The organism is Acidovorax sp. SUPP1855 (assembly GCF_030158955.1).
Taxonomy (GTDB): Bacteria; Pseudomonadota; Gammaproteobacteria; order Burkholderiales; family Burkholderiaceae_C; genus Paracidovorax.
Window position 1 is genome coordinate 145,005 of sequence record NZ_BQXI01000007.1, and the last position, 21,552, is coordinate 166,556.

Sequence of the window (21,552 nt, forward strand, 5' to 3'; positions counted from 1 at the left end):
CCGGGCGAAAAGGCATCGAAGGGCCGTGCGGCGGCGTCGTAGGATGCACCTCCCGTTTTCCGAGGTGAATCCCATGTTCCAGCTCTACATCGGCAACAAGAACTACTCCTCCTGGTCCATGCGCCCCTGGGTGCTGCTGCGCCAGGCCGGCATCGCGTTCGAGGAAGTGCCGCTGCGTTTCGACAGCTTCGACGAAGGCTCGCAGTTCAAGCAAAAGATCCAGGCGGTCACGCCCACCGGCAAGGTGCCCGTGCTGGTCGACGGCGACCTGGCGGTGTGGGACACCCTGGCCATCGCCGAATACGTGGCGGAAAAGCACCCGGGCAAAGCGCTGTGGCCTGCCGACCCGGCCGCCCGCGCACGGGCCCGCAGCGTCTGCGCCGAGATGCACAGCGGCTTCTCCGCGCTGCGCGGCGCCTGCCCAATGAACATCGAGGCCCGCCTGCCCGACACCGGCGCCCTGCTGTGGCGCGACCGCCCCGCCGTGCGCGCCGACGTGGCGCGGCTGATAGAAATGTGGACGGCGCTGCTGCAGGCGCACGGCGGCCCGCTGCTGTTCGGCGGATTCACCATCGCCGATGCCTTCTTCGCCCCCGTGTGTTCGCGCCTGACCACCTACGCCCTGCCGCTGCCGGCGCACATCAAGGGCTATGTGGAGCGCGTGCTGGCGCTGCCCGGTGTGCAGGACTGGGTGCGCGGGGCCGAGGCCGAAGCGGACTTTCTCGACTTCGAAGAGCCCTACCGGCTGAGCCGCACGGCGCGCTGATCGGCGAAGCGCCCGCGAGGGGGCGCTTCGCAAAATGGAACATCGCTTCCGGCCTGCGGCAGGGGCGTGGCGGGAGCGGCGGCACGCTGTGAACGCAGCCACTCCAGGACCAGAGTTCCATGCGTTCCACCTACTTCAGCACCCCGCCCGATCCGTCCCTGATGGGGGTGGACCGGCCCGGCCGCCCGCCCACGCGGTTCGCCATTCCGCCCCCGCCGTTCACGCCGGGCCACGGCACCCTGCCGGACAGCGATTTCGGTCCGAGGGCAGACGGCAGCCTCTCGTTCGACCGGGCCGTGGCCGCACGCCACCACCCCGAACTGCTGGCCTGCCTCGACCGGCTGCAGGGCGATTTCGAGGCGCGCGCCATCTCGGGACCGCACGGCATCAAGACCCTGCGCTACAGCCATTCCTACGAGGCCCAGCGCATCGAGGTGATCCGCGGCGCGCTCGCGCGGCTGACGGCCGACAAACGCTGAGCGGCGCGAGGGCGGCGACGCCCCGCAGCCCCCGGGGCGCCAGCCACTGCCAACCGTTTTTTGCTATATTTTTAATAGCAATACAGACATGAAATCCGCCGGCATGGCACCGGTTTGGCCTTGAACCGATCGGTATGGCCGCTGGGCGGATACCGGCCGGGCCCGCAACGCCGCGCCGTACACTGCCGCCCATGCAAATCTACATGGTGGGCGGTGCGGTGCGCGACAGGCTGCTGGGTCGCCCGGTCAACGACAGGGACTGGGTCGTCGTCGGCGCCACGCCCGACGAAATGGCGGCGCAGGGCTACCTGCCCGTGGGGCGCGACTTCCCGGTGTTCCTGCATCCCCAGACGCACGAGGAATACGCCCTGGCGCGCACCGAGCGCAAGAGCGGGCGCGGCTACCGCGGCTTTGCGGTGCAGGCCTCGCCCGGGGTCACGCTGGAGGAAGACCTCTCGCGCCGCGACCTCACGATCAACGCCATCGCGCAGCCGGCCGATGCGGCCGGTGCCTCCGAACCCTCGGCAACGCACGGCCTGTGCGACCCCTACGGCGGCGTGCGCGACCTGCAGGCGCGCGTGCTGCGCCACGTGACCGACGCCTTCCGCGAAGACCCCGTGCGCATCCTGCGCGTAGCCCGCTTCGCCGCGCGCTTCACCGACTTCACCGTGGCCCCCGAGACCCTGGCGCTCATGCGGGAGATGGTCGAGGCCGGCGAGGTGGATCACCTGGTGGCCGAGCGTGTCTGGCAGGAACTGGCCCGCGGCCTGATGGAGCCCGCGCCCTCGCGCATGTTCGAAGTGCTGCGCGCCTGCGGGGCGCTGGCCGTGCTGCTGCCGGAGCTCGACCGCCTGTGGGGCGTGCCCCAGCGCGCGGAGTACCACCCCGAGGTCGACACCGGCGTGCACGTGATGATGGTGCTGGACATGGCCGCGCGGCTGCAGGCACCCCTGGCCGTGCGCTTTGCCTGCCTGGTGCACGACCTGGGCAAGGGCACCACTGCGGCCGACGTGCTGCCGCGCCACATCGGCCACGAAACCCGCAGCGCCGAACTGCTGCGCGACGTGTGCGAGCGCCTGCGCGTGCCGGTGGACTGCCGCGAAACCGCCGACGTGGTGGCACGCGAGCACGGCCACATCCACCGCAGCGCGGACCTCAACGCCGCCGCCCTGGTGCGGCTCCTGGAGCGTTGCGACGCCCTGCGCAAGCCGGCGCGCTTTGTCGAGGTGCTGCTGGCCTGCGAATGCGACGCGCGGGGCCGGCTCGGCTTCGAAGAGACGCCCTACCCCCAGCGCCCCCGGCTGGCAGCCATCCTCGCGGCGGCGCAGTCGGTGGTGACGGCGGAGATCGCCGCCCGCGCCGCGGCGGCTGGCGCCGCGGGCCCGCAGGTGGGGGAATGGATCCGCGAGGCGCGGGTGCGTGCGGTGGCCGGCTGGCTGGCCGCGCAGGGCTGAGCCAATCGGCTGCTCAGGCTTCGCCAAATCATCAGCGGGTTCGCAACCCCTGCTGCGGGGCAGGCAAGGTCTTCTTAGATTCACGAGACCCTGAAACAAACGATAGCGATCAGGCCCATCATGTGCAAAGCAGGGAAGGGCCCTTTCTCCGAGCAGGCGCATTTTTCTCTCCACACCATGATCCCAACGTTGCCCCACTCTGTTTCATCCAGATTGCCGTTGCTCACCAACGAGCACTTGCATGCCAGCGCAGAGAATCAGTCCACGCGTACATCGGAGCGACCGTCAACACCTCTGCAATCCAGTCTGCAGGGGCTATCGGCCCGGTCGCAGGGAGCGCTGACGGGACCTGAGTCCGATCAGCGGCCCAGGCAAGCAACGCCCTCAAGACTCCCATTGCGGGGGCCATCGTTCGACGAGCCGCGGGCCTTGGCCCGCGCTCCGGAATTGCTGGCCTACCTCAAGGCCCTGGAAGAATCCCTGGACCTCCCCCATTTGTCTTTCAGCAACAAAGACACCCGTTTTCTTCCCGAGATGGTGGATGGCCTCAATGGCGCAGACCCCAGGCTGAAGCTGGATTTGTATGCGTTCGACACCGATCACCGATTGACGGGGTTGACGAAATCCGGTTTGGTCACGCGCTTGAAGAAAGGCATGGCCGCACAGGAAAGCTGGCAAGCAGTCCTGGACCACGGCGGCAGGCATCGCATCGCGTTAAGCCTGAAATGCACACAGGACGCTGTATCGGTCATCGTGGTGGACAGTCTGCCCCACAGTGATTTGCGCGCCCAGACATTTTCCGACCAATGGGCGCATCTGGAAGGCCAACTGATGCACTACCTGAATCGCAACCGTTCCGCGGAATTGCCCCCCGCAATAGTGCAGTCGCGCATCATTTTCTCCGGCGTGCAGAAGTCACAGGAAGGCTGCTGCGTCTTTGCGCTGTCGGCTGCCAAGAAAATGGCGGCAGAGCCCGATATCCAGGCAATGCATGATCAAACCCTGGAAGCGATGGGCCGCGGCGAATTTGAAGAGACGGTACCGACGCAAAAATCAGATGCACTTCCCCCTTCGTTCATCAAGCACTCCACATCCGCCACAGAAATTCGCCAATACGAAAAAGCCAGAAGCAAGCCCGCGCACGCCCTGTCGGACGACGCCCCACAAGCCGTTGTCAATCGAAAAGGGCAGACATTGCAGCAACGCCATGCCGCACACGAAGTGACGCGGATCGGACCATTGCCCCCTCTGACCTTCACCTCGGCCATTCTTGAATGCCTGGGCATCCCCCGAGAGCCAATCTCGGTGCGATACAGCAACTCCTACGAGCACAAGCGCATTGAGTTCGTGCGTGGCGCGCTGGCCCATATCGCTCCACTGAAAGAGCCCTCAGACATGCAATGAATGACTGAATCCGCAGCACCCTCAGGCGGTCGCAGTGCGCACCCAGCGCACGATGTCCGCTGCGCCCAGTGACCCTGAGATGCGCGCGGCCTCCTGCCCGCTGCGAAACAGGATCATCGTCGGAATGCTCCGGATCTGATGGCGTGCGGCCAACGCCTGGTGGGCCTCGGTGTCCAGCTTGGCCAAGCGCACCCGGGGCTCCAGTTCGCGTGATGCCTGGGCAAAGGCGGGCGCCATCTGCAGGCAAGGTCCGCACCAGGGTGCCCAGAAATCCACCAGCACGGGAATGTGGCTGCGCTGCACATGGCGCTCGAAGCTGTTCGCATCCAGTGCCAGGGGCGTGCCGGCAAAGAGCGGCTGGTGGCATTGCCCGCAGTCGGGAGCGCTGGCGAGTTGCTCGGCCCGCACACGGTTGGTGGTGTGGCAATGCGGGCAGACGATGTGCAGAGGCGATATTTCGGTCATGGACGGTCGGGAGAAAGGGCGAGAGGTGAGGCGCTCGCAGCACGCGCAGCGTTCCCTGCCACATGGGCACCCGGTGGAGGGTTTTCAACCCGCCTACAGGCGCCCTGCCTCGGCGCCTACAGCCCGCGCGAAGGCTTCTGGTAAGGTGGCTGGCAATGCAAAATCTACCGCTACTGACTGCGAGATACGCACTTTTCCTCGATTTTGACGGCACGCTGGCCGATATTGCGTCCCACCCCGATGCGGTGCAGGTGCCTCCGGGCATCGTGCCGGCGCTGCAGGCGCTGCACGAACGGCTGGGCGGCGCACTGGCCATCGCGACGGGCCGCACGCAAGCCGACATCGACCGCTTTCTGTCCCCCCTTCAGCTGCCGCTGGCCTGCGAGCATGGCGCCCAGTACCGCCTGAACAGCGGGCTCGTGGGGGCCGTGCCGGCCACGGATTTGACGGCGGTCATCCGCACCATCGAGGCACTGCGCGACCGCTATCCCGCCCTGGTCCTGGAACGCAAGAGCGCCGGCGTCGCGCTGCACTACCGCCAGGCGCCGGAACTCGAAGCACTGTGCCGCTCGACGCTGGAACATGCGCTCCAGCACGCGCCCGGGCTCGAACTGATGCAGGGCAAATGCGTGCTGGAGATCAAGCCCTCGGGGCCCAGCAAGGGGCGGGCGATCACCGACTTCATGCAGCACCCGCCCTTCCAGGGCCGCATTCCCGTGTTCGCGGGCGACGATGTGACGGACGAGAACGGCTTCGTCGCCACCCAGGCCCTGGGCGGCATCGGCATCAAGGTGGGCCCGGGCGAGACGCAGGCCGCAGTGCGCTGCGACGACACTACCGTCCTGCGCGAATGGCTCTACCAGATGGCGGCGCCGGAAAGGCCCGCCGCATGAAGACCGGTTCCCATTTCGGCCCGCCCGCCGAGCCTTCACTGGCGCTGGGCCTGATCGGCAACTGCGCCATCAGCGCCCTGGTGGATGCGCAGGCGCACATCGTGTGGTGCTGCCTGCCCCGCTTCGACGGCGATCCAGTGTTCAACGCCCTGCTGCAGCCGGGCGACGAAGGCAGCCGCTTCGCCATCGAAATCGAAGACCTCGCCACCACCGAGCAGTGGTACGAGCCCAATACCGCGGTGCTGCGCACGCGGCTCACCGACCGTTCGGGCAACAGCATCGAGATCACGGATTTCGCCCCGCGCTTCTACGCCCGGTCGCGCTACTTCCGGCCCATGATGCTGGTGCGCCGCGTGCGGCGGCTGGAGGGCGCACCGCGCATCCGCGTGACGGTGGACGTGCGCTACGGCTGGGGCAAGGACGCGCCCGAGATCACGCAGGGCAGCAACCACATCCGCTACGTGGGCGAGGAGCTGACGCTGCGGCTGAACACCGACGTGCCCATCTCCCACGTGCTGTCGGGCCAGCCCTTCGTGATGGCGCGCGAGCACAACTTCCTTCTGGGTGCCGACGAGTCGCTGCCCGCCGGCATTGCCGACACGGCGCGCCACTATGAGCAGGAAACCGTGTGGTACTGGCGCCATTGGACGCAGCGCCTGGCCGTGCCGCTCGAATGGCAGGACGCGGTGATCCGCGCGGCCATCACGCTCAAGCTCTCGCTGTTCGAGGACACCGGCGCCATCGTGGCGGCCATGACCACGAGCATCCCCGAATCGGCCGACAGCGGCCGCAACTGGGACTACCGCTACTGCTGGCTGCGCGATGCGTTCTTCGTCGTGCGGGCGCTCAACAGCCTGTCCGAGACGGCGACGATGGAGGACTACCTGCGCTGGCTCAGCAACGTGGTGGCCGAGGCCAGCGACGGCCACATCCAGCCGCTGTACGGCATCGGCCTGGAGCACGACCTGCCCGAGGCCTTCGTGCCGCACCTGGCCGGCTACCGGGGCATGGGCCCGGTGCGGGTGGGCAACCAGGCGGCCGAGCATTTCCAGCACGACGTGTACGGCAACATCATCCTGGGCGCGGCACAGGCCTTCCACGACCAGCGGCTGCTGCACCCGGCGGGCGCGACCGAGTTCTCGCGCATGGAGCAGATCGGCGAGCTGGCCGTGCGCGTGTACGGTCAGCCCGACGCCGGCATGTGGGAGCTGCGCACCCGCGCCCGCGTCCACACCTCGTCGGCGCTGATGAGTTGGGCCGCCTGTGACCGCCTGGCCAAGATCGCCCACTCGCTGCAGCTGCCGGAACGCGCCGACTACTGGAGCGCGCACGCCCGGTCGATGCGCGACGAGATCCTGGAAAAGTCCTGGAGCGAGGAGCGCCAGGCCTTTGCCGAGAGCTTCGGCGGCAACGAGCTGGACGCCAGCGTGCTGCTGATGGCCGAGGTGGGCCTGATCGACCCGATGGACCCGCGCTTCGTCTCGACGGTGGACGCCATGGAGGCGTCGCTCTGCGATGGCCCCTACATGCGCCGCTATGAGGCCGCCGACGACTTCGGCAAGCCCGACACCGCCTTCAACATCTGCGCGTTCTGGCGCATCGACGCGCTGGCCCGCATCGGCCGAAAGGCGCAGGCGCGCGAGATCTTCGAGGCCCTGCTGGCCACGCGCAACGCGCTCGGACTGCTGTCCGAGGACACGCACGCGCAGACCGGGGAGATGTGGGGCAACTTCCCGCAGACCTATTCCATGGTCGGCATCATCAATGCCGCCGTCCGGCTGTCCGACCCCTGGGACAGCGTGATCTGAAAGGCGCCGCATCCGCTACGCCCACCCCGACTGCCCGTTCGCACCGCAAGGAAATTTCCCATGAGCCGCCTCGTCGTCATCTCCAACCGCATCGCCGACCCCCGCAAGCCCGCCGCCGGAGGCCTGGCGGTCGCGCTGGGCGAGACGCTGAGCCGCACCGGAGGCCTGTGGTTCGGCTGGAGCGGCAATATCTCCGAAGACGGCCTGCCCGGTGAAGGCAAGCTGCAGACGCGCCAGGCGGGCACCGTCACCCTGGCCACCGTGGATTTGTGCCAGGAAGACCACGACAGCTACTACAGCGGCTACAGCAACAGCGTGCTGTGGCCCGTGTTCCATTACCGGCTGGACCTGGCAGATTTCAACGCCAGCTACATCGCCGGCTACCGCCGCGTGAACCAGATGTTCGCCCGCAAGCTGCTGCCGCTGCTCAAGGAAGACGACACCATCTGGGTGCACGACTACCACCTGATCCCGCTCGCCGCCGAGCTGCGGGCGCTGGGCTGCCGCCAGCGCATCGGGTTCTTCCTGCACATCCCGGTGCCGCCGCCGCTCATCATGGCCGCCATCCCGCAGCATGAATGGCTCATGCGCTCCCTGTTCGCCTACGACCTCGTGGGCCTGCAAAGCGAGGCCGACGTATCGCACTTCACGCGCTACCTGAGCAACGAGGCCAATGCGGAAACCGTGGGCCCGCAGCACCTGCGCGCCTTCGGCGCCACGGTGCAGGTGGGGGCCTTCCCCATCGGCATCGACGTGGACGAATTCACCCGCCTGGCCGCCGCGCCCGAGGCCGTGCAGACCTTCACCGCCATGCGCGACGAGTATTCGCGCCGGCGCCTGCTGCTGGGCATCGACCGGCTGGACTACTCCAAGGGCATCCCGCAGCGCGTGCGCGCCTTCCGCGAGCTGCTGGCGCGCTACCCCGAGAACCACCACAGCGCCACGCTGGTGATGATCGCCTCGCCCACCCGCGACAGCGTGGACGCCTATGCCGACCTGCGCCAGGAACTGGAAGGCCTGTGCGGCGCCATCAACGGCGACTACGGCGAACTCGACTGGATGCCGCTGCGCTACATCCACCGCACCGTGGCCCGCAAGCGCGTGCCGGGCCTGTGCCGCGCCGCCGCCGTGGGCCTGGTGACGCCGCTGCGCGACGGCATGAACCTCGTCGCCAAGGAATACATCGCCGCCCAGGACCCGGACGACCCTGGCGTGCTGGTGCTGTCGCGCTTCGCCGGCGCGGCCGAGCAGATGAAGGAAGCGCTGCTGGTCAACCCTTACGACACGCAGGGCATGGCCGACACCATCCAGACCGCGCTGCAGATGCCCCTCAAGGAACGCCAGCGGCGCCACCAGGCGCTGATGGAGCGCATCCGGGAGCACGACATCCACTGGTGGCGTAAGACGTTCCTGGAGACGCTGGGCTGAGGAGGGACAGAAACCAAGTTGAGATTGACTCTGTATTCCTGTGAATTCGAGAGGGCCGTCAAGTTAATGGAGCCCGCTCGAATCCCTGAATGGCACAATGAACACTCTTCTTCCTCACCATGCTCCCCTGCCATGAGTACCAAGACTTCTATATCCGCCACGGACAGTAGAACGGTTGCCTCTTTCCACGGTGGCCTATCCCTTGTGCAGTCCGGAAAGTCCGCCAAACGTGTGCGGATTCGTGATCGGGAACAAGCGAACGTTCTGATGGTCGAGTTGGGCCGCTCTCTGGCTGCACCCGGAATTGACGCTGAAGCGGTTTTCAAGCCTCACAGCGTCCGCAAGGTTTATTCCTATGCAGTCAGTGAAGCCGATCCCACCAAGATGGTGCGCAAGTCAGAAGATGGCAAAACCACCATCGGAGAGTTCGTCGAAGGTAAGTTCAGGGCTCTGCAGGTTCTCCGCTGATGCACCCCCCAGTGCTCGCTGACGTTCTGCGGAACGCTTTGGATACCGAGAGAAAACCCCTTGCTCTGGTATTAGCGGGACACAACGGCTCAGGAAAATCCACCCTTTGGTATGAACGCCTGGCTGACGATTTACGCGTCCCACTCATCAATGCCGATCGGTTGATCACGTCCATCCTGCCCAGCGACCTGCCTGATTGGGCTCAGAAGTTACGAGACTCCGATCACCGCTGGCAGCGCCTTTCCCAGGAAGGCATCCGGGCGTTTAAAGCCATCGTGATGGCGGAGCGCATGCCATTCGCGTTCGAAACCGTGTTCTCGCACTGGGTCGAACGCCCTGATGGCACCGTTGAAAGCAAGCACGAAGACATTTTGGAGATGCAGCGCTCGGGCTACTACGTCGTCCTGCTTTTCGTGGGTCTAGCCAATGCGGCATTGTCGGAATTGCGTGTGGAAACCCGCAAGGACCAAGGAGGTCATGCCGTGCCTGCAGCAAAGCTGCGTGATCGCTTTCCTCGCACCCAAGCGGCCATCCGGCATGCAGCACCGCTGGCTGACATGACCCTGATGTTCGACAACAGCCGTGGCAGCGAGCACGCATTCACGCTGGTTCGCGTGCAGGAAGGCGACCATGTCCTGTTCGACATACGCGACCCCGACTATGCGCGAGAAGGCGACCAGTTCCCCGCACTGGCCAACTACTGGATGGCGAACGTGGCTGGCGAATGGCCGATGGGAGCCGATAACGCCGCCTGAATCGCCCGCCGCCCCCCTCAGAACGCCTTCAGCCGCTCCTGCAGAAAATCCAGAAAGCACGCGATGCGCGCGGCCAGCTGCGTGTTGTGGTAGTACACCGCGCTGATCGGCTGGCGCACGTCGGCCGTGTCCTTCGCCAGGATCTGCACCAGATCGCCCCGCTCGCGGTCGGCGGCGGTCATGAAGTCGGACAGGCACACGATGCCCGCACCCCGCAATGCCAGCTGGCGCAGCGTTTCGCCGCTGGAGGCGGTGATGTCCGGCGTGATAGGCCATTCGTCGCCATGCGCGCCGCGCAGCGGCCAGCGGTTGAGCGATTCGACCTGTGAAAAACCCAGCAGCGTGTGGCGGCCGAGGGCCGCCGCGGTCCTGGGCCGGCCGTGTTCGGCGAGATAGGCCGGACTCGCCAGCACCCGGATGCGGCTCGTGGCCAGCGGCCGGGCGTGCAGCGTGGAGTCGCGCAGCGGGCCAATGCGGATCGCCACGTCGGTGCGGCGCGCCAGCAGGTCGATGTTCAGCTCGTCGGTGTCCAGCTCCAGCGTGATCTGCGGGTAGGCGCGGCGGAACTCGGGCACCAGAGGAGCGACGGCATGCAGCATGAACGGCGTGGCGGCGTTCACGCGCAGGCGGCCGGCGGGCTGGAGCCGGCGCGCGGCCATGTGCTCCTCGGCATCGTCCAGGGCGGCGAGGATCGCGCGGGTGCGGGCCAGGAAGGCCTGCCCCTCTTCGGTGAGTTCGATGCGGCGCGTGGTGCGGCGCAGCAGGGTGGTCTCGAGCTTCTTCTCCAGCCGCGCCAGCGCCCGGCTGATGCCGGAGACGGTCTGGCCCAGGTGCTCGGCGGCGGCCGTGATGGAGCCGCCGTCCACCACGGCGGCAAAGGCCTGGAGTTCTTCGAGCGTGGTCTTCATGGTGCGCGGCCCAGCCGTTTCATTGTTGATTTCGGGGCAAGTATCTATGGAGCGAAACCGGGTTTTTCTGCAAAGGATAAACCCGCAGACTCGGCGCATCTTCAGGAGTGCTTCCATGCCCATTGCCTTGTTCGCGCTGACGCTCAGCGCTTTCGCCATCGGCACGACCGAGTTCGTGATCGTCGGCCTGCTGCCCACCGTGGCGGCGGATCTTTCCATCGGCCTGCCCTCGGCCGGACTGCTGGTGAGCCTGTACGCGCTGGGCGTGGCCGTCGGCGCACCGGTGCTCACCGCCCTCACCGGCAAGGTGCCGCGCAAGGCGCTGCTGCTGTCGCTGATGGCCTTGTTCACGGCCGGCAACCTGCTGGCGTGGCAGGCGCCGGGCTATGGCCCGCTGGTGGCGGCGCGCATTCTCACCGGACTGGCGCACGGGGTGTTCTTCTCGATCGGCTCCACCATCGCCACGGGCCTCGTACCGCGCGAGAAAGCCGCGAGCGCCATCGCGGTGATGTTCACGGGCCTCACGGTGGCGCTGGTGACCGGCGTGCCGCTGGGCACGTTCATCGGCCAGCACTTCGGCTGGCGCGAGACCTTCCTGGCCGTGTCGGCGCTGGGCGTGGTGGCCTTCATCGGCAGCGCGCTGTTCGTGCCGCGCGACATCGCCCACACCCCGCCCGCCTCTCTGGCGCAGCAGGCGCGCGTGCTGGCCGAGCCGCGGCTGCTGCTGGTGTATGCCAAGACGGCCATCGGCTACGGCGGCTCGTTCATCCCCTTCACGTTCCTCGCGCCCATCCTCACCGAGGTGTCGGGGTTCAGCGCCGGGGCGGTGGGCTGGGTGATGCTGGTCTATGGCGTGTCGGTGGCTGCAGGCAACCTCTGCGGCGGCCGGCTGGCCGACCGCAAGGGGCCGATTGCCGCGCTGCGCATCGTGTTCGCGCTGCTGGCCGCCGTGTTGCTGCTGCTGCAGTTCACGGTGCCCCACCCCTGGCTGGCGCTGGGCACCGTGCTGCTGTGGGGCGCGGTGGCGTTCGGCAATGTGCCGGGGCTGCAGGTGTATGTGGTGCAGCAGGCCGAGCGCTTCACGCCGCAGGCGGTGGACGTGGCCTCGGGCCTCAACATCGCCGCGTTCAACCTGAGCATCGCCGGCGCGGCCTGGGCCGGTGGCCTGATCGTGACGCACCTGGGCCTCATGCACACGCCGTGGATCGGCGCACTGGTGGTGCTGGTGTCGCTGGCCCTGACGCATTACAGCGGCGTACTGGACCGCCGCAGCGGCTTCGCGGTGCGCACGGGCAGCCCGGCTGCTGCGGCCCATTGATCCGGCCGCTTTCCATGGCCAACCTTTTTCCGTTCACCCCTTCATTGCCACCGGAGATTTTCATGACCACACCCGTTGCTTCCCCCACCGTGCCCGCCTTCGGCCTGGGCACCTTCCGCCTGAAGGACCAGGTCGTCATCGACTCGGTGAAAACCGCACTGGCGCTGGGCTACCGCCACATCGACACCGCGCAGATCTACGGCAACGAGGCCGAGGTCGGCCAGGCCATCGCCGAGAGCGGCGTGCCACGCGACGAACTGTTCATCACCACCAAGGTCTGGACCGACCACCTTGCGGCCGACCGTCTCGTTCCCAGCCTGCAGGAAAGCCTCGCCAAACTGCGCACCGACCGGGTGGACCTCGCGCTGATCCACTGGCCGTCGCCCGGTAGCGCGGTGCCGGTGGGAGAGTCGCTGGGCGCACTGGCCGACGCCCAGGCGCAGGGACTGACGCGGGCCTTCGGCGTATCGAACTTCAACACCGCCCTGCTGCGCGAAGCCATCGCTGCCGTGGGCGCGGACCGCATCGCCACGCACCAGATCGAGCTGCACCCCTACCTGCAGAACCGCGCGGTGGTGGACTTCGCGCGCAGCCAGGGCATCCACACCACGTCGTACATGACGCTGGCCTACGGCCAGGTGCTGCAGGACCCGGTGATCCAGGCCATCGCGGCGGAACTGGCGGCCACGCCGGCGCAGGTGGCCCTCGCCTGGGCCATGCAACTGGGCCATGCGGTGATTCCCTCGTCCACGCAGCACGCCCACCTGCAAAGCAATCTGAAAGCACCGCAGCTGCGCCTGACGGACGGGCAGATGCAGCGCATCGGCGCACTGGAGCGCGGCGGCCGGCTGGTCGATCCGCAAGGCCTGGCACCGGCCTGGGACTGACCCGGCCCGCCCCGTGCCCGGCGGCGGCTATTCCTCGGACGAAAAGCCCGATGCGGCCACCACGGGCGCCCAGCGCTCGCGCTCCTGCGCCAGTTGCCGCGCGAACTCTTCTGGGGTGCTGCTGACGGGCTCGAAGCCCAGCTTGGCCAGCGACTCCACCACGGCCGGATCGCGGATCGCCTGCTGCGCCAGCGCCAGCAGCCGGTCGACCTGCGCGGCGGGCGTCTTGGCGGGCAGGTACAGCCCATAGCTTTCCACGCCGTGGATGCCGGCGAAGCCCTGCTCTTCGAACGTGGCGACATCGGGCAGGAAGCGCGAGCGCCGCGTGTCGGTCACGCCCAGCACGCGCACCCGGCCGGTGGGCAGATGCGGCAGGCAGTCGCCCACGCTGAAGCAGCCGGAGGCGACCTGCCCGCCCATCAGGTCCTGCAGGCCCGGGGCCGCGCCACGGTAGGGAACGTGCGTGAGCTGGATGCCGGCCGCGCGGGCGAACTGGGTGCCCAGAAAGTGCGGCATGGCACCGGCCGCGGGCGACGCGTAGCCCTCGGGCTCGGTCCGCGCCTTCGTCCAGTCGGCGAACTGGCGCAGGGTCTTGACCGACTCGGGCACCTTCGGCCCGACCATGAAGCCGCAGGTGGACAGGGCCACCGGCGTCACGGCGATGAAGTCCGTGGCCGGCCGGTACTGCAGGCGCTTGTAGACGTGCGGGTAGATGGTCAGCATGGACGAGGGGCTGAGCACCAGGGTGAGCCCATCGGGCGGCGCGTCCTTGAGCGTGGCGAGGGCAATGCGCCCGCCCGCGCCCACCTTCTGCTCGACCACCGTGGTGGTGCCGGTGCGGCCACGCCACTGCTCGGCCAGGCGGCGGGCCACCACGTCGATCGATCCCCCGGCGGGAAACCCCACCAGGATGCGGGGCACGCCCTGCTGCGCCCGTGCGGGCGCTCCCAGGCCAGCGGCGGCCAGCCCTGCCAGCGCCAGGCCGGCCTGGCGTCGGTTCATCTTCGTCATGCGTTGTCTCCTTGTGTGGGTTCTGTTGGGCAAGGCCGGAAAGCATGCCAGACGACCGTGCCGGCCGGAACCATGGGGCCATCAGGGGGCGAGGATCAAGGGAGGGGCGCGGACGACGCCGCTGCCGCCGCCGTAGCCAAGCGCTCCAGCAGCGGATGCAGTTGCCCGCCGCCCTCGCCCACCGCCTGCACCAGCGCCGCATCGTGCGCCAGCACCGCCTCGCTCAGCCGCTGCAGCGCGGCGCGGCCCGCGGGCGTGGGGTGCAGGGTCCAGCCGCGGCCATCCAGCGGATCGGCGGCGCGCCGCACCCAGCCCTGGGCGTGCAGCCAGTCCACCAGGCGCATGCCGCCGCTGCGGTGCAGCCCCATCGCATCGGCCAGCACGCCCTGGCGCAGACCCGGGTTGCCCGCCACCAGCACGAGCGCGGCGAAGCGCTGCGGGCTCACGTCGGCCTGCGCGGCGACGGCCCGCTGAAAGTGCAGGTACAGCGCGTTCTGCGCGCGCCGCAGCGCATAGCCCATGAGCTGGTCGAGCACGCCGTAGTCCAGGCCCGGCAGGGGGCGCAGTTCGCCCTCGGGCGCATCCGGGGCGCGCGCCGGCGCATGGGAGGGCAGGGTTTTCGCGCGTGCCGATTTTTGTTGCATGGCGCAACAATAGGCGGCGCCATCGCATGGCGTCAAGCAGGACAACCCGGAGACACACCATGCCCTCTGCACCGCTCCACATCGTCGTCGCCGGCGGCGGCATCGGCGGCCTCACGGCCGCGCTGGCCCTGGCGGCGCAAGGCCACCGCATCACCGTGTGCGAGGCGTCCGCGCACCTGAAGCCGCTCGGCGTCGGCATCAACCTGCTGCCGCACGCCGTGGCGGTGCTCGATGGCCTGGGGCTGCTGCCCGCGCTGCGCACGATGGGGGTGGAGACCGCGGCGCTGGTCTTCGCCAACCGCCACGGCCAGCCGATCTACGAAGACCGGCGCGGCGTGGCCGCGGGCTACAGCCATCCGCAACTGAGCGTGCACCGCGGGCAGCTGCAGATGTTCCTGTGGGACGAGGCGACGCGGCGCCTCGGCGCGGCGGCGATGCGCAGCGGCGCCCGCGTCACCGGCAGCACGCAGGACGACGCCGGCGCCACCGCCCACATCGCCCATGCCGATGGCCGCACCGAGGCGCTGCCCTGCGACCTGCTGATCGGCGCGGATGGCATCCATTCGGCGCTGCGGCGCCAGTTTTTCCCCGATGAAGGCGCGCCGTGCTGGAACGGCATGATGATGTGGCGCGGCACCACCGTGGCGCGGCCGTTCCTGGACGGGCGCACCATGGTGCAGGCCGGCCACCGCCGGGCGAAGTTCGTGGTCTACCCGATCGCGCCGCCCGCGGCGGACGGCACGCAGCTCATCAACTGGGTGGCCGACCGCCGCCTGCGCGAGGACGGCTTCGGCGGCGGGCTCCGGGCGCCCGACCGCGCCGACTGGAGCCGGCCCGGCGCGGTGGACGACCTGCTGCCCACCTTCGGCGCGTGGCGCTTCGACTGGCTGGACGTGCCCGGCGTGATCCGCGCGGCCACGCAGATCCTGGAGTGGCCCATGGTGGACCGCGACCCCCTGCCCCGCTGGCGCCACGGCCGCGTCACCTTGCTGGGCGATGCCGCGCACCCCATGTACCCCATCGGCTCCAACGGCGCCACGCAGGCCATCCTGGACGCCCGCGCGCTGGCCGATGCGCTGCACGCGCAGCCCGACCCCGTCGCCGCGCTGGAACACTACGAGGCCGCGCGCCGCCCCGCCACCGCCCGCATCGTGGCCCTGAACCGGCAGGAGGGCCTGGACGCCATCCTCGACATGGTGGAAGAACGCGCCCCCGAGGGCTTCGCGCGCATCGAGGACGTGATGGACCCGGCCGTGCTGGCGCGCTGGGTGCAGGAATACAAGGCCGCGGCCGGCCACCGGCAGGTCGAAGCAAAATCGGCCTCCAGCGCATGATTTTCTAGGGCATAATGCTATTAATTTTATAGCAATCAACTGCTTTGCTTCCCAACGGGGCGCGGGCGGGCGGCGCCCCGGCGCCCACTGCCGATAATCGCCGGATGCCCCGCACCTCCCAACAACTCCATCCCCACCGCGAACCGGTGGCCACGCGCGCCGCGGCCACCGTGCTGCTGCTGCGCGACGCGCCGGCAGCCGGCACCGGCACCGGGCTCGAAGTGCTGATGACGCGCCGCTCGCCGAACGCCAGCTTCGCGCCCGACGCCTACGTGTTCCCGGGCGGCGGCATCGACGCGCTGGACGCCGCGCCCGCCTCGCACGCCGCCGCGGACCGGCGCGCCACACAGAACGGCCTGCGCGTGACCCAGGCCATCGCCGCCATCCGCGAGAGCTTCGAGGAACTGGGCGTGCTGCTGGCGCGCCGTGCCGATGGCCGCTTCGCCGGTGCCGCGGACATCGCCGCGCTCGACCGCCACGCGCCGTTCGTGGCGCAGTGCCAGGCGCGCGGGCTGCGGCTGGCGGCCGATGCCGTGTTCCTGCTCGCCCACTGGACGGCCGACCGCGACCTGCCGCGCCGCTTCGACGTGCCCTTTCTCGTGGCGCGCATGCCCGAGGGCCAGGAACCCGTGGCCGACGAGGCCGAGCAGTTCGAGCCGGTGTGGGTGCGCCCGGCCGACGCGCTGGAGCGCCATGCCGCAGGGCGCTTCTTCATGATCTACCCCACCATCCGCACGCTGGAGCGCCTGGCCCGGTTCGACGGTGTGGACGCCGTGCTGGCCGCCGTGGCGCACGAGGCGCCGCTGTGGACCAGCTGCCCGCGCGCCGGGCTGCTGGCGGGCCGGGAATCGAATCCGCCTTCGATTCAAGCCTAATTTACTCTGACATTATGGCCACATTTGGATACCGTGCGAGATACTGCGTAAGCGGCTGAAAAAACGAGTTTACGGTTCCCCCTCCGAACACTGATCCGCATGTTCCATTAGGGTAGTTGCCAACTGCCCCCGTGTAGATGCCTATTGCATTGTTAGTTTCATTAACCACCGCCCCCCCGGAATCACCTCCAGAGCCACAGAACGTTGCTTCCGAGAATTTAAAAATCGTTCCATTAACAAACGCTTCTGAAACGAGCTGTTTTTGCGTGCCGCATCTCCAACCATTAGTACCACCTGAAGTGCATACTTTGGCATTTTGAGACAAGCCTGTTACGGGTTTTACGCTCACGGCATTGTTAGGGGTTGTAATTATTTTTCTGAATAGTGTGTGAACAAAATTAGTATTCCCAAAGATAATAGCATCCATTTTATCCAGATATCCATCGGCAAAGAATTCCCCAATTTCAACACCCTTGCCTACCCCATCAGCGAAGTACACCTTATTCCAGCTGGTGTTGTAATGCCAGCAATGCGCCGATGTGATGGTGCCAGGATATATACCGTCAATGATGACGTTAAACCCAGCGGTGCATCTGAGCATGGCTGCTGTATCCGCGTTTGATGCACCAATTTTTGACCCACCAAACAATGAACCCATTAGAGTGATAGGGCCATTTTGGTCCTCGAGCAAGATGGCGCCCATGTCAATACCAAGCAACCTCAGTCGAGAGTTGATGATATTGTGGTTTTCCTCGCGCCCCCGCACTAGAAGTCGGTTTTTTTCTTCATCAATGGCAACTCCGAAAACGAGCGGATTACTGCTTTGAGCAGACTCGGCGAAAGTACTCATGATTTTGTCTTTCATCGCCTCCAGTTGTTTATAGCTGAATTTCACCTGGACGAATGTGACATCTCCATCAAAAGTCGAATTTTTGAGCTTGTTGATAGGGGCAGTAGTGGCAAAAATTTGATGTGCCTTGAGATTTTCATCGTATCTTATCCACGAGCCAGCATAAAATTCCCCAGCAATTTCCTGTATTTTTGGCCTATTTTTTACCAATGCTTGAACTTGCTTAGAATTCTCTTCGTTCACATACACATCCAACCCAGCGGCCTTAAGCGCCTGCTCTTTAGTAAAGTTGAAATTCTCTGGCTTGGCGTAAGTGTCTGCAGAAAAATCTTGCGCGCTGACATAGACTGCGTTTGTTGCCAGCGCCAAAGCGATTAGCATGATTTTCTTCTTAATAGTCATTTTTTACCTTTCCCTTGTGATTGATAATTACCGACAATTGGCAACAAATTACCAAAATGCCGGGGGGTTTACGGAGCATTGCGACGTAAGCCGATGCTATCATAGCCGCGATTTTCGACTGGGATTTTGTTGCAAAAATAAATTTCACCTATGAAAAAAGACCAGAGAGCAGAATTAATATTGTTCCTGTGGACGAGCAATATTCCTTCGCAAAGAACGCTGATCGGGAAGAAATCGTTTTATGCGACACCGCCCACAGAGCAGAGGGTTTACAGTGGTAGAAAGGCTCTATCTTTTGGGGGACTATTTGCTCCATCACCTGCACAGGAAGGCACAGGAAGGCTGTGGCAGTCCACCTGCTGCGTACCCCATCGGCTCCAACGGCGCCACGCAGGCCATCCTGGACGCCCGCGCGCTGGCCGATGCGCTGCACGCGCAGCCCGACCCCGTCGCCGCGCTGGAACACTACGAGGCCGCGCGCCGCCCCGCCACCGCCCGCATCGTGGCCCTGAACCGGCAGGAGGGCCTGGACGCCATCCTCGACATGGTGGAAGAACGCGCCCCCGAGGGCTTCGCGCGCATCGAGGACGTGATGGACCCGGCCGTGCTGGCGCGCTGGGTGCAGGAATACAAGGCCGCGGCCGGCCACCGGCAGGTCGAAGCAAAATCGGCCTCCAGCGCATGATTTTCTAGGGCATAATGCTATTAATTTTATAGCAATCAACTGCTTTGCTTCCCAACGGGGCGCGGGCGGGCGGCGCCCCGGCGCCCACTGCCGATAATCGCCGGATGCCCCGCACCTCCCAACAACTCCATCCCCACCGCGAACCGGTGGCCACGCGCGCCGCGGCCACCGTGCTGCTGCTGCGCGACGCGCCGGCAGCCGGCACCGGCACCGGGCTCGAAGTGCTGATGACGCGCCGCTCGCCGAACGCCAGCTTCGCGCCCGACGCCTACGTGTTCCCGGGCGGCGGCATCGACGCGCTGGACGCCGCGCCCGCCTCGCACGCCGCCGCGGACCGGCGCGCCACACAGAACGGCCTGCGCGTGACCCAGGCCATCGCCGCCATCCGCGAGAGCTTCGAGGAACTGGGCGTGCTGCTGGCGCGCCGTGCCGATGGCCGCTTCGCCGGTGCCGCGGACATCGCCGCGCTCGACCGCCACGCGCCGTTCGTGGCGCAGTGCCAGGCGCGCGGGCTGCGGCTGGCGGCCGATGCCGTGTTCCTGCTCGCCCACTGGACGGCCGACCGCGACCTGCCGCGCCGCTTCGACGTGCCCTTTCTCGTGGCGCGCATGCCCGAGGGCCAGGAACCCGTGGCCGACGAGGCCGAGCAGTTCGAGCCGGTGTGGGTGCGCCCGGCCGACGCGCTGGAGCGCCATGCCGCAGGGCGCTTCTTCATGATCTACCCCACCATCCGCACGCTGGAGCGCCTGGCCCGGTTCGACGGTGTGGACGCCGTGCTGGCCGCCGTGGCGCACGAGGCGCCGCTGTGGACCAGCTGCCCGCGCGCCGGCCTGCTGGCGGGCCGGGAATCGCGCCACATGGAACACGAGCCACCCTTCGGCGAACTGGCGCTGGTGTGCCCCGACGGCCAGATCGTGCACCCGCTCGACTGGCAGAGCGACCGCCCGATGCCGCTGCTGCGCAATGTGCAGCGCCTGACCGCGCCCAACCCCGGCGTGATGACCGGCCCCGGCACCAACAGCTACCTGGTGGGCGACCCGGCCACGGGGTTCATCGCCATCGACCCCGGCCCGCAGGATGCCGAGCACCTGGAGCGCCTGTGGCGCGCGGCCGGCGGCGACATCCGCATGATCGTGTGCACGCATTCGCACCCCGACCATTCCCCCGGCGCGCTGCCGCTGCAGGCCCGGGTGGCCGCCAATGGCCGCGCCGCACCGCCCATCCTGGGCCTGCCGTCGGCGCCCACCGCGCGCGCGGCCAGCCACTTCGTGCCCGAGCGCGCACTGGCGCAGGGCGAGCGGCTCGTGCTGGCCGGCCCGTCGCCCGAGGGCGAAGTCACGCACACGCTGGAGGTGGTGCACACCCCCGGCCACGCGGCCAACCACCTGTGCCTGCTGCTGGTCGAGGACGGCCTGCTCTTCAGTGGCGACCACATCCTGAACGGCAGCACCACGGTGGTGGACCCGCCGGACGGCAACATGGCCGACTACCTCGACTCGCTCGACCGGCTCGATGCGCTGTGCGAGCGGCACGGCGTGCAGTTCATCCTGCCCGCGCACGGCTACGTGCTGGGCGATGCGCGCGGCGCCATCGCCGGCCTCAAGGCCCACCGCCTGGCGCGCGAGGCCAAGGTGCTGGCCGCGATGCGGGCCTTTCCCGATGGCAGCCCGGACGACTGGGTGCGCCACGCCTACGCCGATGTGCCCGAGCGCATGTGGCCGGTGGCCCGGCGCTCGCTGCTGGCCCATGTCGAGCGCATCCGCGCACTGAACCTTTCCCTGGAGCCCGGCCATGTCTGATCCCACCCGCGAACACATCCGCCTCGCCAAGCGCGTGGCCGAACAACTGGGCTGCTCGCGCAGCACGGCCGAGCAATACATCGAGGGCGGCTGGGTCCGCGTGGACGGCCGCGTGGTCGAGGCGCCCGGCGCCCGCGTCTCGCCGCACCAGGCGGTGGCCATGGACCAGGACGCCAACCTGATGGAGCTGACCCCGGTGACCCTGCTGCTGCACAAGCCCGTGGGCTACGAAGCGGGACTGGGCGGCCCAGGCGCACCGCAGGGCCCGGTCGGCGCAGCGCCGGCAGGCCCAGGCCGCCATGGAAGCCACGGCAGCCGCAGCCAGGGCGAGCCCTCGGCGCTCACCCTGCTCGGCGCGGCCTCGCATGCGGCCGACGACGCCAGCGGCACGCGCGTGCTGCAGCGGCACTTCCGGGCGCTCGAATGCTTCACCCCCCTGCCCACGCCCGCGAGCGGCCTGGTCGTCTACACGCAGGATGCGCGCATCGCCCGCAAGCTGGCCGAGGACATCGAATCGCTGGAGCAGGAATGCATCGTCGAGGTGCAGGGCACGCTGTCCGACAGCGGCCTTAAAAAGCTCTGCCACGGCCTGAGCTTCAATGGCCGCCCGCTACCGCCCATCAAGGTGAGCTGGCAGAACGAGACGCGCCTGCGCTTTGCGCTCAAGGGCATCCGCCCCGGGCAGATCCCGGCCATGTGCGAAGCCGTGGGCCTGTCGGTCGTGGCCATCAAGCGCATCCGCCTCGGCCGCGTGCCGCTGGCCAAGGTGCCCGAGGGCCAGTGGCGCTACCTGCAGCCGTGGGAAAAGTTCTGATGCCGGCGGGCGCCCCACCGCGCGCGGCGCCACCGCAAACGCTACAAAATCAGTAGCTGCCACCGCAAGTTGGTATTGCGCTACAGGCCGATGGACAGGCCACCG

Annotated in this window: 20 protein-coding genes and 1 pseudogene; 16 read left to right on the forward strand and 5 right to left on the reverse strand. The window is 67.5% G+C overall.

The window, feature by feature from the left end; translation table 11 throughout:
* Nucleotides 1–73: 73 nt before the first annotated feature.
* The 4 genes from AVMA1855_RS08550 (at nt 74) to AVMA1855_RS08565 (ending at nt 4,103) form a co-directional block, all read left to right on the forward strand.
* Nucleotides 74–766, forward strand: a complete 693-nt coding sequence (locus AVMA1855_RS08550; RefSeq protein ID WP_284425377.1) for a glutathione S-transferase family protein — start codon at nt 74–76, stop codon at nt 764–766.
* A 119-nt stretch (nt 767–885) separates the two neighbouring features.
* A complete protein-coding gene (locus AVMA1855_RS08555) occupies nt 886–1,245 on the forward strand; it encodes a hypothetical protein (protein WP_284397961.1) in 360 nt (119 codons plus the stop codon).
* Between the two features lie 191 nt (nt 1,246–1,436).
* On the forward strand, nt 1,437–2,699 hold the full coding sequence (locus tag AVMA1855_RS08560; RefSeq protein ID WP_284425378.1) for a multifunctional CCA addition/repair protein: 1,263 nt from the start codon (nt 1,437–1,439) through the stop codon (nt 2,697–2,699).
* Between the two features lie 429 nt (nt 2,700–3,128).
* Nucleotides 3,129–4,103: a YopJ family acetyltransferase gene (locus AVMA1855_RS08565; protein ID WP_284425379.1), complete on the forward strand. Its 975-nt coding sequence runs from the start codon at nt 3,129–3,131 to the stop codon at nt 4,101–4,103.
* Between the two features lie 21 nt (nt 4,104–4,124).
* Here the strand turns inward: AVMA1855_RS08565 and trxC are convergent, their stop codons facing one another.
* The gene (gene trxC / locus AVMA1855_RS08570) at nt 4,125–4,568 is read right to left on the reverse strand and encodes a thioredoxin TrxC (RefSeq protein ID WP_284425380.1); all 444 of its coding nucleotides are present in this window, start codon (nt 4,566–4,568) and stop codon (nt 4,125–4,127) included.
* Between the two features lie 155 nt (nt 4,569–4,723).
* Between trxC and otsB the strand changes: the two genes are divergently transcribed.
* The 5 genes from otsB (at nt 4,724) to AVMA1855_RS08595 (ending at nt 9,920) form a co-directional block, all read left to right on the forward strand.
* Nucleotides 4,724–5,461 (forward strand): trehalose-phosphatase, encoded by a 738-nt coding sequence (gene otsB, locus AVMA1855_RS08575; protein ID WP_284425381.1) that lies wholly within the window; start codon nt 4,724–4,726, stop codon nt 5,459–5,461.
* Complete coding sequence (locus AVMA1855_RS08580) at nt 5,458–7,269, forward strand: glycoside hydrolase family 15 protein (RefSeq protein WP_284425382.1); 1,812 nt, start codon at nt 5,458–5,460, stop codon at nt 7,267–7,269. Before otsB ends, AVMA1855_RS08580 begins: the two co-directional genes overlap by 4 nt.
* Nucleotides 7,270–7,329: 60 nt before the next feature.
* The gene (gene otsA / locus AVMA1855_RS08585) at nt 7,330–8,697 is read left to right on the forward strand and encodes an alpha,alpha-trehalose-phosphate synthase (UDP-forming) (protein ID WP_272565231.1); all 1,368 of its coding nucleotides are present in this window, start codon (nt 7,330–7,332) and stop codon (nt 8,695–8,697) included.
* A gap of 132 nt (nt 8,698–8,829) precedes the next feature.
* Nucleotides 8,830–9,165, forward strand: coding sequence for a hypothetical protein (locus AVMA1855_RS08590; RefSeq protein WP_284425383.1), 336 nt, complete (start codon nt 8,830–8,832; stop codon nt 9,163–9,165).
* Between the two features lie 11 nt (nt 9,166–9,176).
* Nucleotides 9,177–9,920 carry a zeta toxin family protein gene (locus AVMA1855_RS08595; RefSeq protein WP_284425384.1) on the forward strand — a complete coding sequence of 248 codons (744 nt, stop codon included), beginning with the start codon at nt 9,177–9,179 and terminating at the stop codon, nt 9,918–9,920.
* A gap of 17 nt (nt 9,921–9,937) precedes the next feature.
* On the opposite strand, the gene AVMA1855_RS08600 is transcribed toward AVMA1855_RS08595, so the two are convergent.
* The gene (locus AVMA1855_RS08600) at nt 9,938–10,828 is read right to left on the reverse strand and encodes a LysR substrate-binding domain-containing protein (RefSeq protein ID WP_284425385.1); all 891 of its coding nucleotides are present in this window, start codon (nt 10,826–10,828) and stop codon (nt 9,938–9,940) included.
* Nucleotides 10,829–10,943: 115 nt separating this feature from the next.
* On the opposite strand from AVMA1855_RS08600, the gene AVMA1855_RS08605 reads away from it, so the two are divergent.
* Both AVMA1855_RS08605 and dkgB read left to right on the forward strand, forming a co-directional pair.
* Nucleotides 10,944–12,146, forward strand: coding sequence for an MFS transporter (locus AVMA1855_RS08605; RefSeq protein WP_284425386.1), 1,203 nt, complete (start codon nt 10,944–10,946; stop codon nt 12,144–12,146).
* 62 nt (nt 12,147–12,208) lie between these two features.
* Complete coding sequence (dkgB, locus tag AVMA1855_RS08610; RefSeq protein ID WP_284425387.1) at nt 12,209–13,033, forward strand: 2,5-didehydrogluconate reductase DkgB; 825 nt, start codon at nt 12,209–12,211, stop codon at nt 13,031–13,033.
* 27 nt (nt 13,034–13,060) lie between these two features.
* On the opposite strand, the gene AVMA1855_RS08615 is transcribed toward dkgB, so the two are convergent.
* Together AVMA1855_RS08615 and AVMA1855_RS08620 are read right to left on the reverse strand one after the other, a co-directional pair.
* Nucleotides 13,061–14,044 carry a Bug family tripartite tricarboxylate transporter substrate binding protein gene (locus tag AVMA1855_RS08615; RefSeq protein WP_284425388.1) on the reverse strand — a complete coding sequence of 328 codons (984 nt, stop codon included), beginning with the start codon at nt 14,042–14,044 and terminating at the stop codon, nt 13,061–13,063.
* A gap of 95 nt (nt 14,045–14,139) precedes the next feature.
* Complete coding sequence (locus tag AVMA1855_RS08620) at nt 14,140–14,688, reverse strand: MarR family winged helix-turn-helix transcriptional regulator (protein ID WP_284425389.1); 549 nt, start codon at nt 14,686–14,688, stop codon at nt 14,140–14,142.
* Between the two features lie 59 nt (nt 14,689–14,747).
* Between AVMA1855_RS08620 and AVMA1855_RS08625 the strand changes: the two genes are divergently transcribed.
* The gene (locus AVMA1855_RS08625) at nt 14,748–16,022 is read left to right on the forward strand and encodes a flavin-dependent oxidoreductase (RefSeq protein ID WP_284425390.1); all 1,275 of its coding nucleotides are present in this window, start codon (nt 14,748–14,750) and stop codon (nt 16,020–16,022) included.
* Nucleotides 16,023–16,126: 104 nt separating this feature from the next.
* Nucleotides 16,127–16,873, forward strand: a pseudogene (locus AVMA1855_RS08630) (NUDIX hydrolase); the annotation flags it as partial.
* 25 nt (nt 16,874–16,898) lie between these two features.
* On the opposite strand, the gene AVMA1855_RS08635 reads toward AVMA1855_RS08630, so the two are convergent.
* Nucleotides 16,899–18,149, reverse strand: coding sequence for a S1 family peptidase (locus AVMA1855_RS08635; protein WP_284425391.1), 1,251 nt, complete (start codon nt 18,147–18,149; stop codon nt 16,899–16,901).
* 307 nt (nt 18,150–18,456) lie between these two features.
* On the opposite strand from AVMA1855_RS08635, the gene AVMA1855_RS08640 reads away from it, so the two are divergent.
* From AVMA1855_RS08640 to AVMA1855_RS08650, 3 genes are all read left to right on the forward strand, one after another.
* Entirely contained in the window at nt 18,457–18,834 is a 378-nt protein-coding gene (locus AVMA1855_RS08640; RefSeq protein ID WP_284425392.1) for a Rossmann-fold NAD(P)-binding domain-containing protein, read from the forward strand.
* A 104-nt stretch (nt 18,835–18,938) separates the two neighbouring features.
* Nucleotides 18,939–20,633: an MBL fold metallo-hydrolase gene (locus AVMA1855_RS08645; RefSeq protein ID WP_284425393.1), complete on the forward strand. Its 1,695-nt coding sequence runs from the start codon at nt 18,939–18,941 to the stop codon at nt 20,631–20,633.
* Nucleotides 20,626–21,447 carry an RNA pseudouridine synthase gene (locus AVMA1855_RS08650; protein ID WP_284425394.1) on the forward strand — a complete coding sequence of 274 codons (822 nt, stop codon included), beginning with the start codon at nt 20,626–20,628 and terminating at the stop codon, nt 21,445–21,447. Before AVMA1855_RS08645 ends, AVMA1855_RS08650 begins: the two co-directional genes overlap by 8 nt.
* The last annotated feature ends 105 nt before the right edge of the window (nt 21,448–21,552 follow it).

Bases quoted from the DNA above. Each gene is read 5' to 3' on its own strand.
- otsB (WP_284425381.1), top strand. From the start codon at position 4,724: ATGCAAAATCTACCGCTACTGACTGCGAGATACGCACTTTTCCTCGAT.
- AVMA1855_RS08625 (WP_284425390.1), top strand. From the start codon at position 14,748: ATGCCCTCTGCACCGCTCCACATCGTCGTCGCCGGCGGCGGCATCGGC.
- otsA (WP_272565231.1), top strand. From the start codon at position 7,330: ATGAGCCGCCTCGTCGTCATCTCCAACCGCATCGCCGACCCCCGCAAG.
- AVMA1855_RS08550 (WP_284425377.1), top strand. From the start codon at position 74: ATGTTCCAGCTCTACATCGGCAACAAGAACTACTCCTCCTGGTCCATG.
- AVMA1855_RS08560 (WP_284425378.1), top strand. From the start codon at position 1,437: ATGCAAATCTACATGGTGGGCGGTGCGGTGCGCGACAGGCTGCTGGGT.
- AVMA1855_RS08580 (WP_284425382.1), top strand. From the start codon at position 5,458: ATGAAGACCGGTTCCCATTTCGGCCCGCCCGCCGAGCCTTCACTGGCG.
- AVMA1855_RS08615 (WP_284425388.1), bottom strand. From the start codon at position 14,044: ATGACGAAGATGAACCGACGCCAGGCCGGCCTGGCGCTGGCAGGGCTG.
- AVMA1855_RS08555 (WP_284397961.1), top strand. From the start codon at position 886: ATGCGTTCCACCTACTTCAGCACCCCGCCCGATCCGTCCCTGATGGGG.
- AVMA1855_RS08650 (WP_284425394.1), top strand. From the start codon at position 20,626: ATGTCTGATCCCACCCGCGAACACATCCGCCTCGCCAAGCGCGTGGCC.
- trxC (WP_284425380.1), bottom strand. From the start codon at position 4,568: ATGACCGAAATATCGCCTCTGCACATCGTCTGCCCGCATTGCCACACC.
- AVMA1855_RS08590 (WP_284425383.1), top strand. From the start codon at position 8,830: ATGAGTACCAAGACTTCTATATCCGCCACGGACAGTAGAACGGTTGCC.
- AVMA1855_RS08600 (WP_284425385.1), bottom strand. From the start codon at position 10,828: ATGAAGACCACGCTCGAAGAACTCCAGGCCTTTGCCGCCGTGGTGGAC.
- AVMA1855_RS08635 (WP_284425391.1), bottom strand. From the start codon at position 18,149: ATGACTATTAAGAAGAAAATCATGCTAATCGCTTTGGCGCTGGCAACA.
- AVMA1855_RS08645 (WP_284425393.1), top strand. From the start codon at position 18,939: ATGCCCCGCACCTCCCAACAACTCCATCCCCACCGCGAACCGGTGGCC.
- dkgB (WP_284425387.1), top strand. From the start codon at position 12,209: ATGACCACACCCGTTGCTTCCCCCACCGTGCCCGCCTTCGGCCTGGGC.
- AVMA1855_RS08605 (WP_284425386.1), top strand. From the start codon at position 10,944: ATGCCCATTGCCTTGTTCGCGCTGACGCTCAGCGCTTTCGCCATCGGC.
- AVMA1855_RS08620 (WP_284425389.1), bottom strand. From the start codon at position 14,688: ATGCAACAAAAATCGGCACGCGCGAAAACCCTGCCCTCCCATGCGCCG.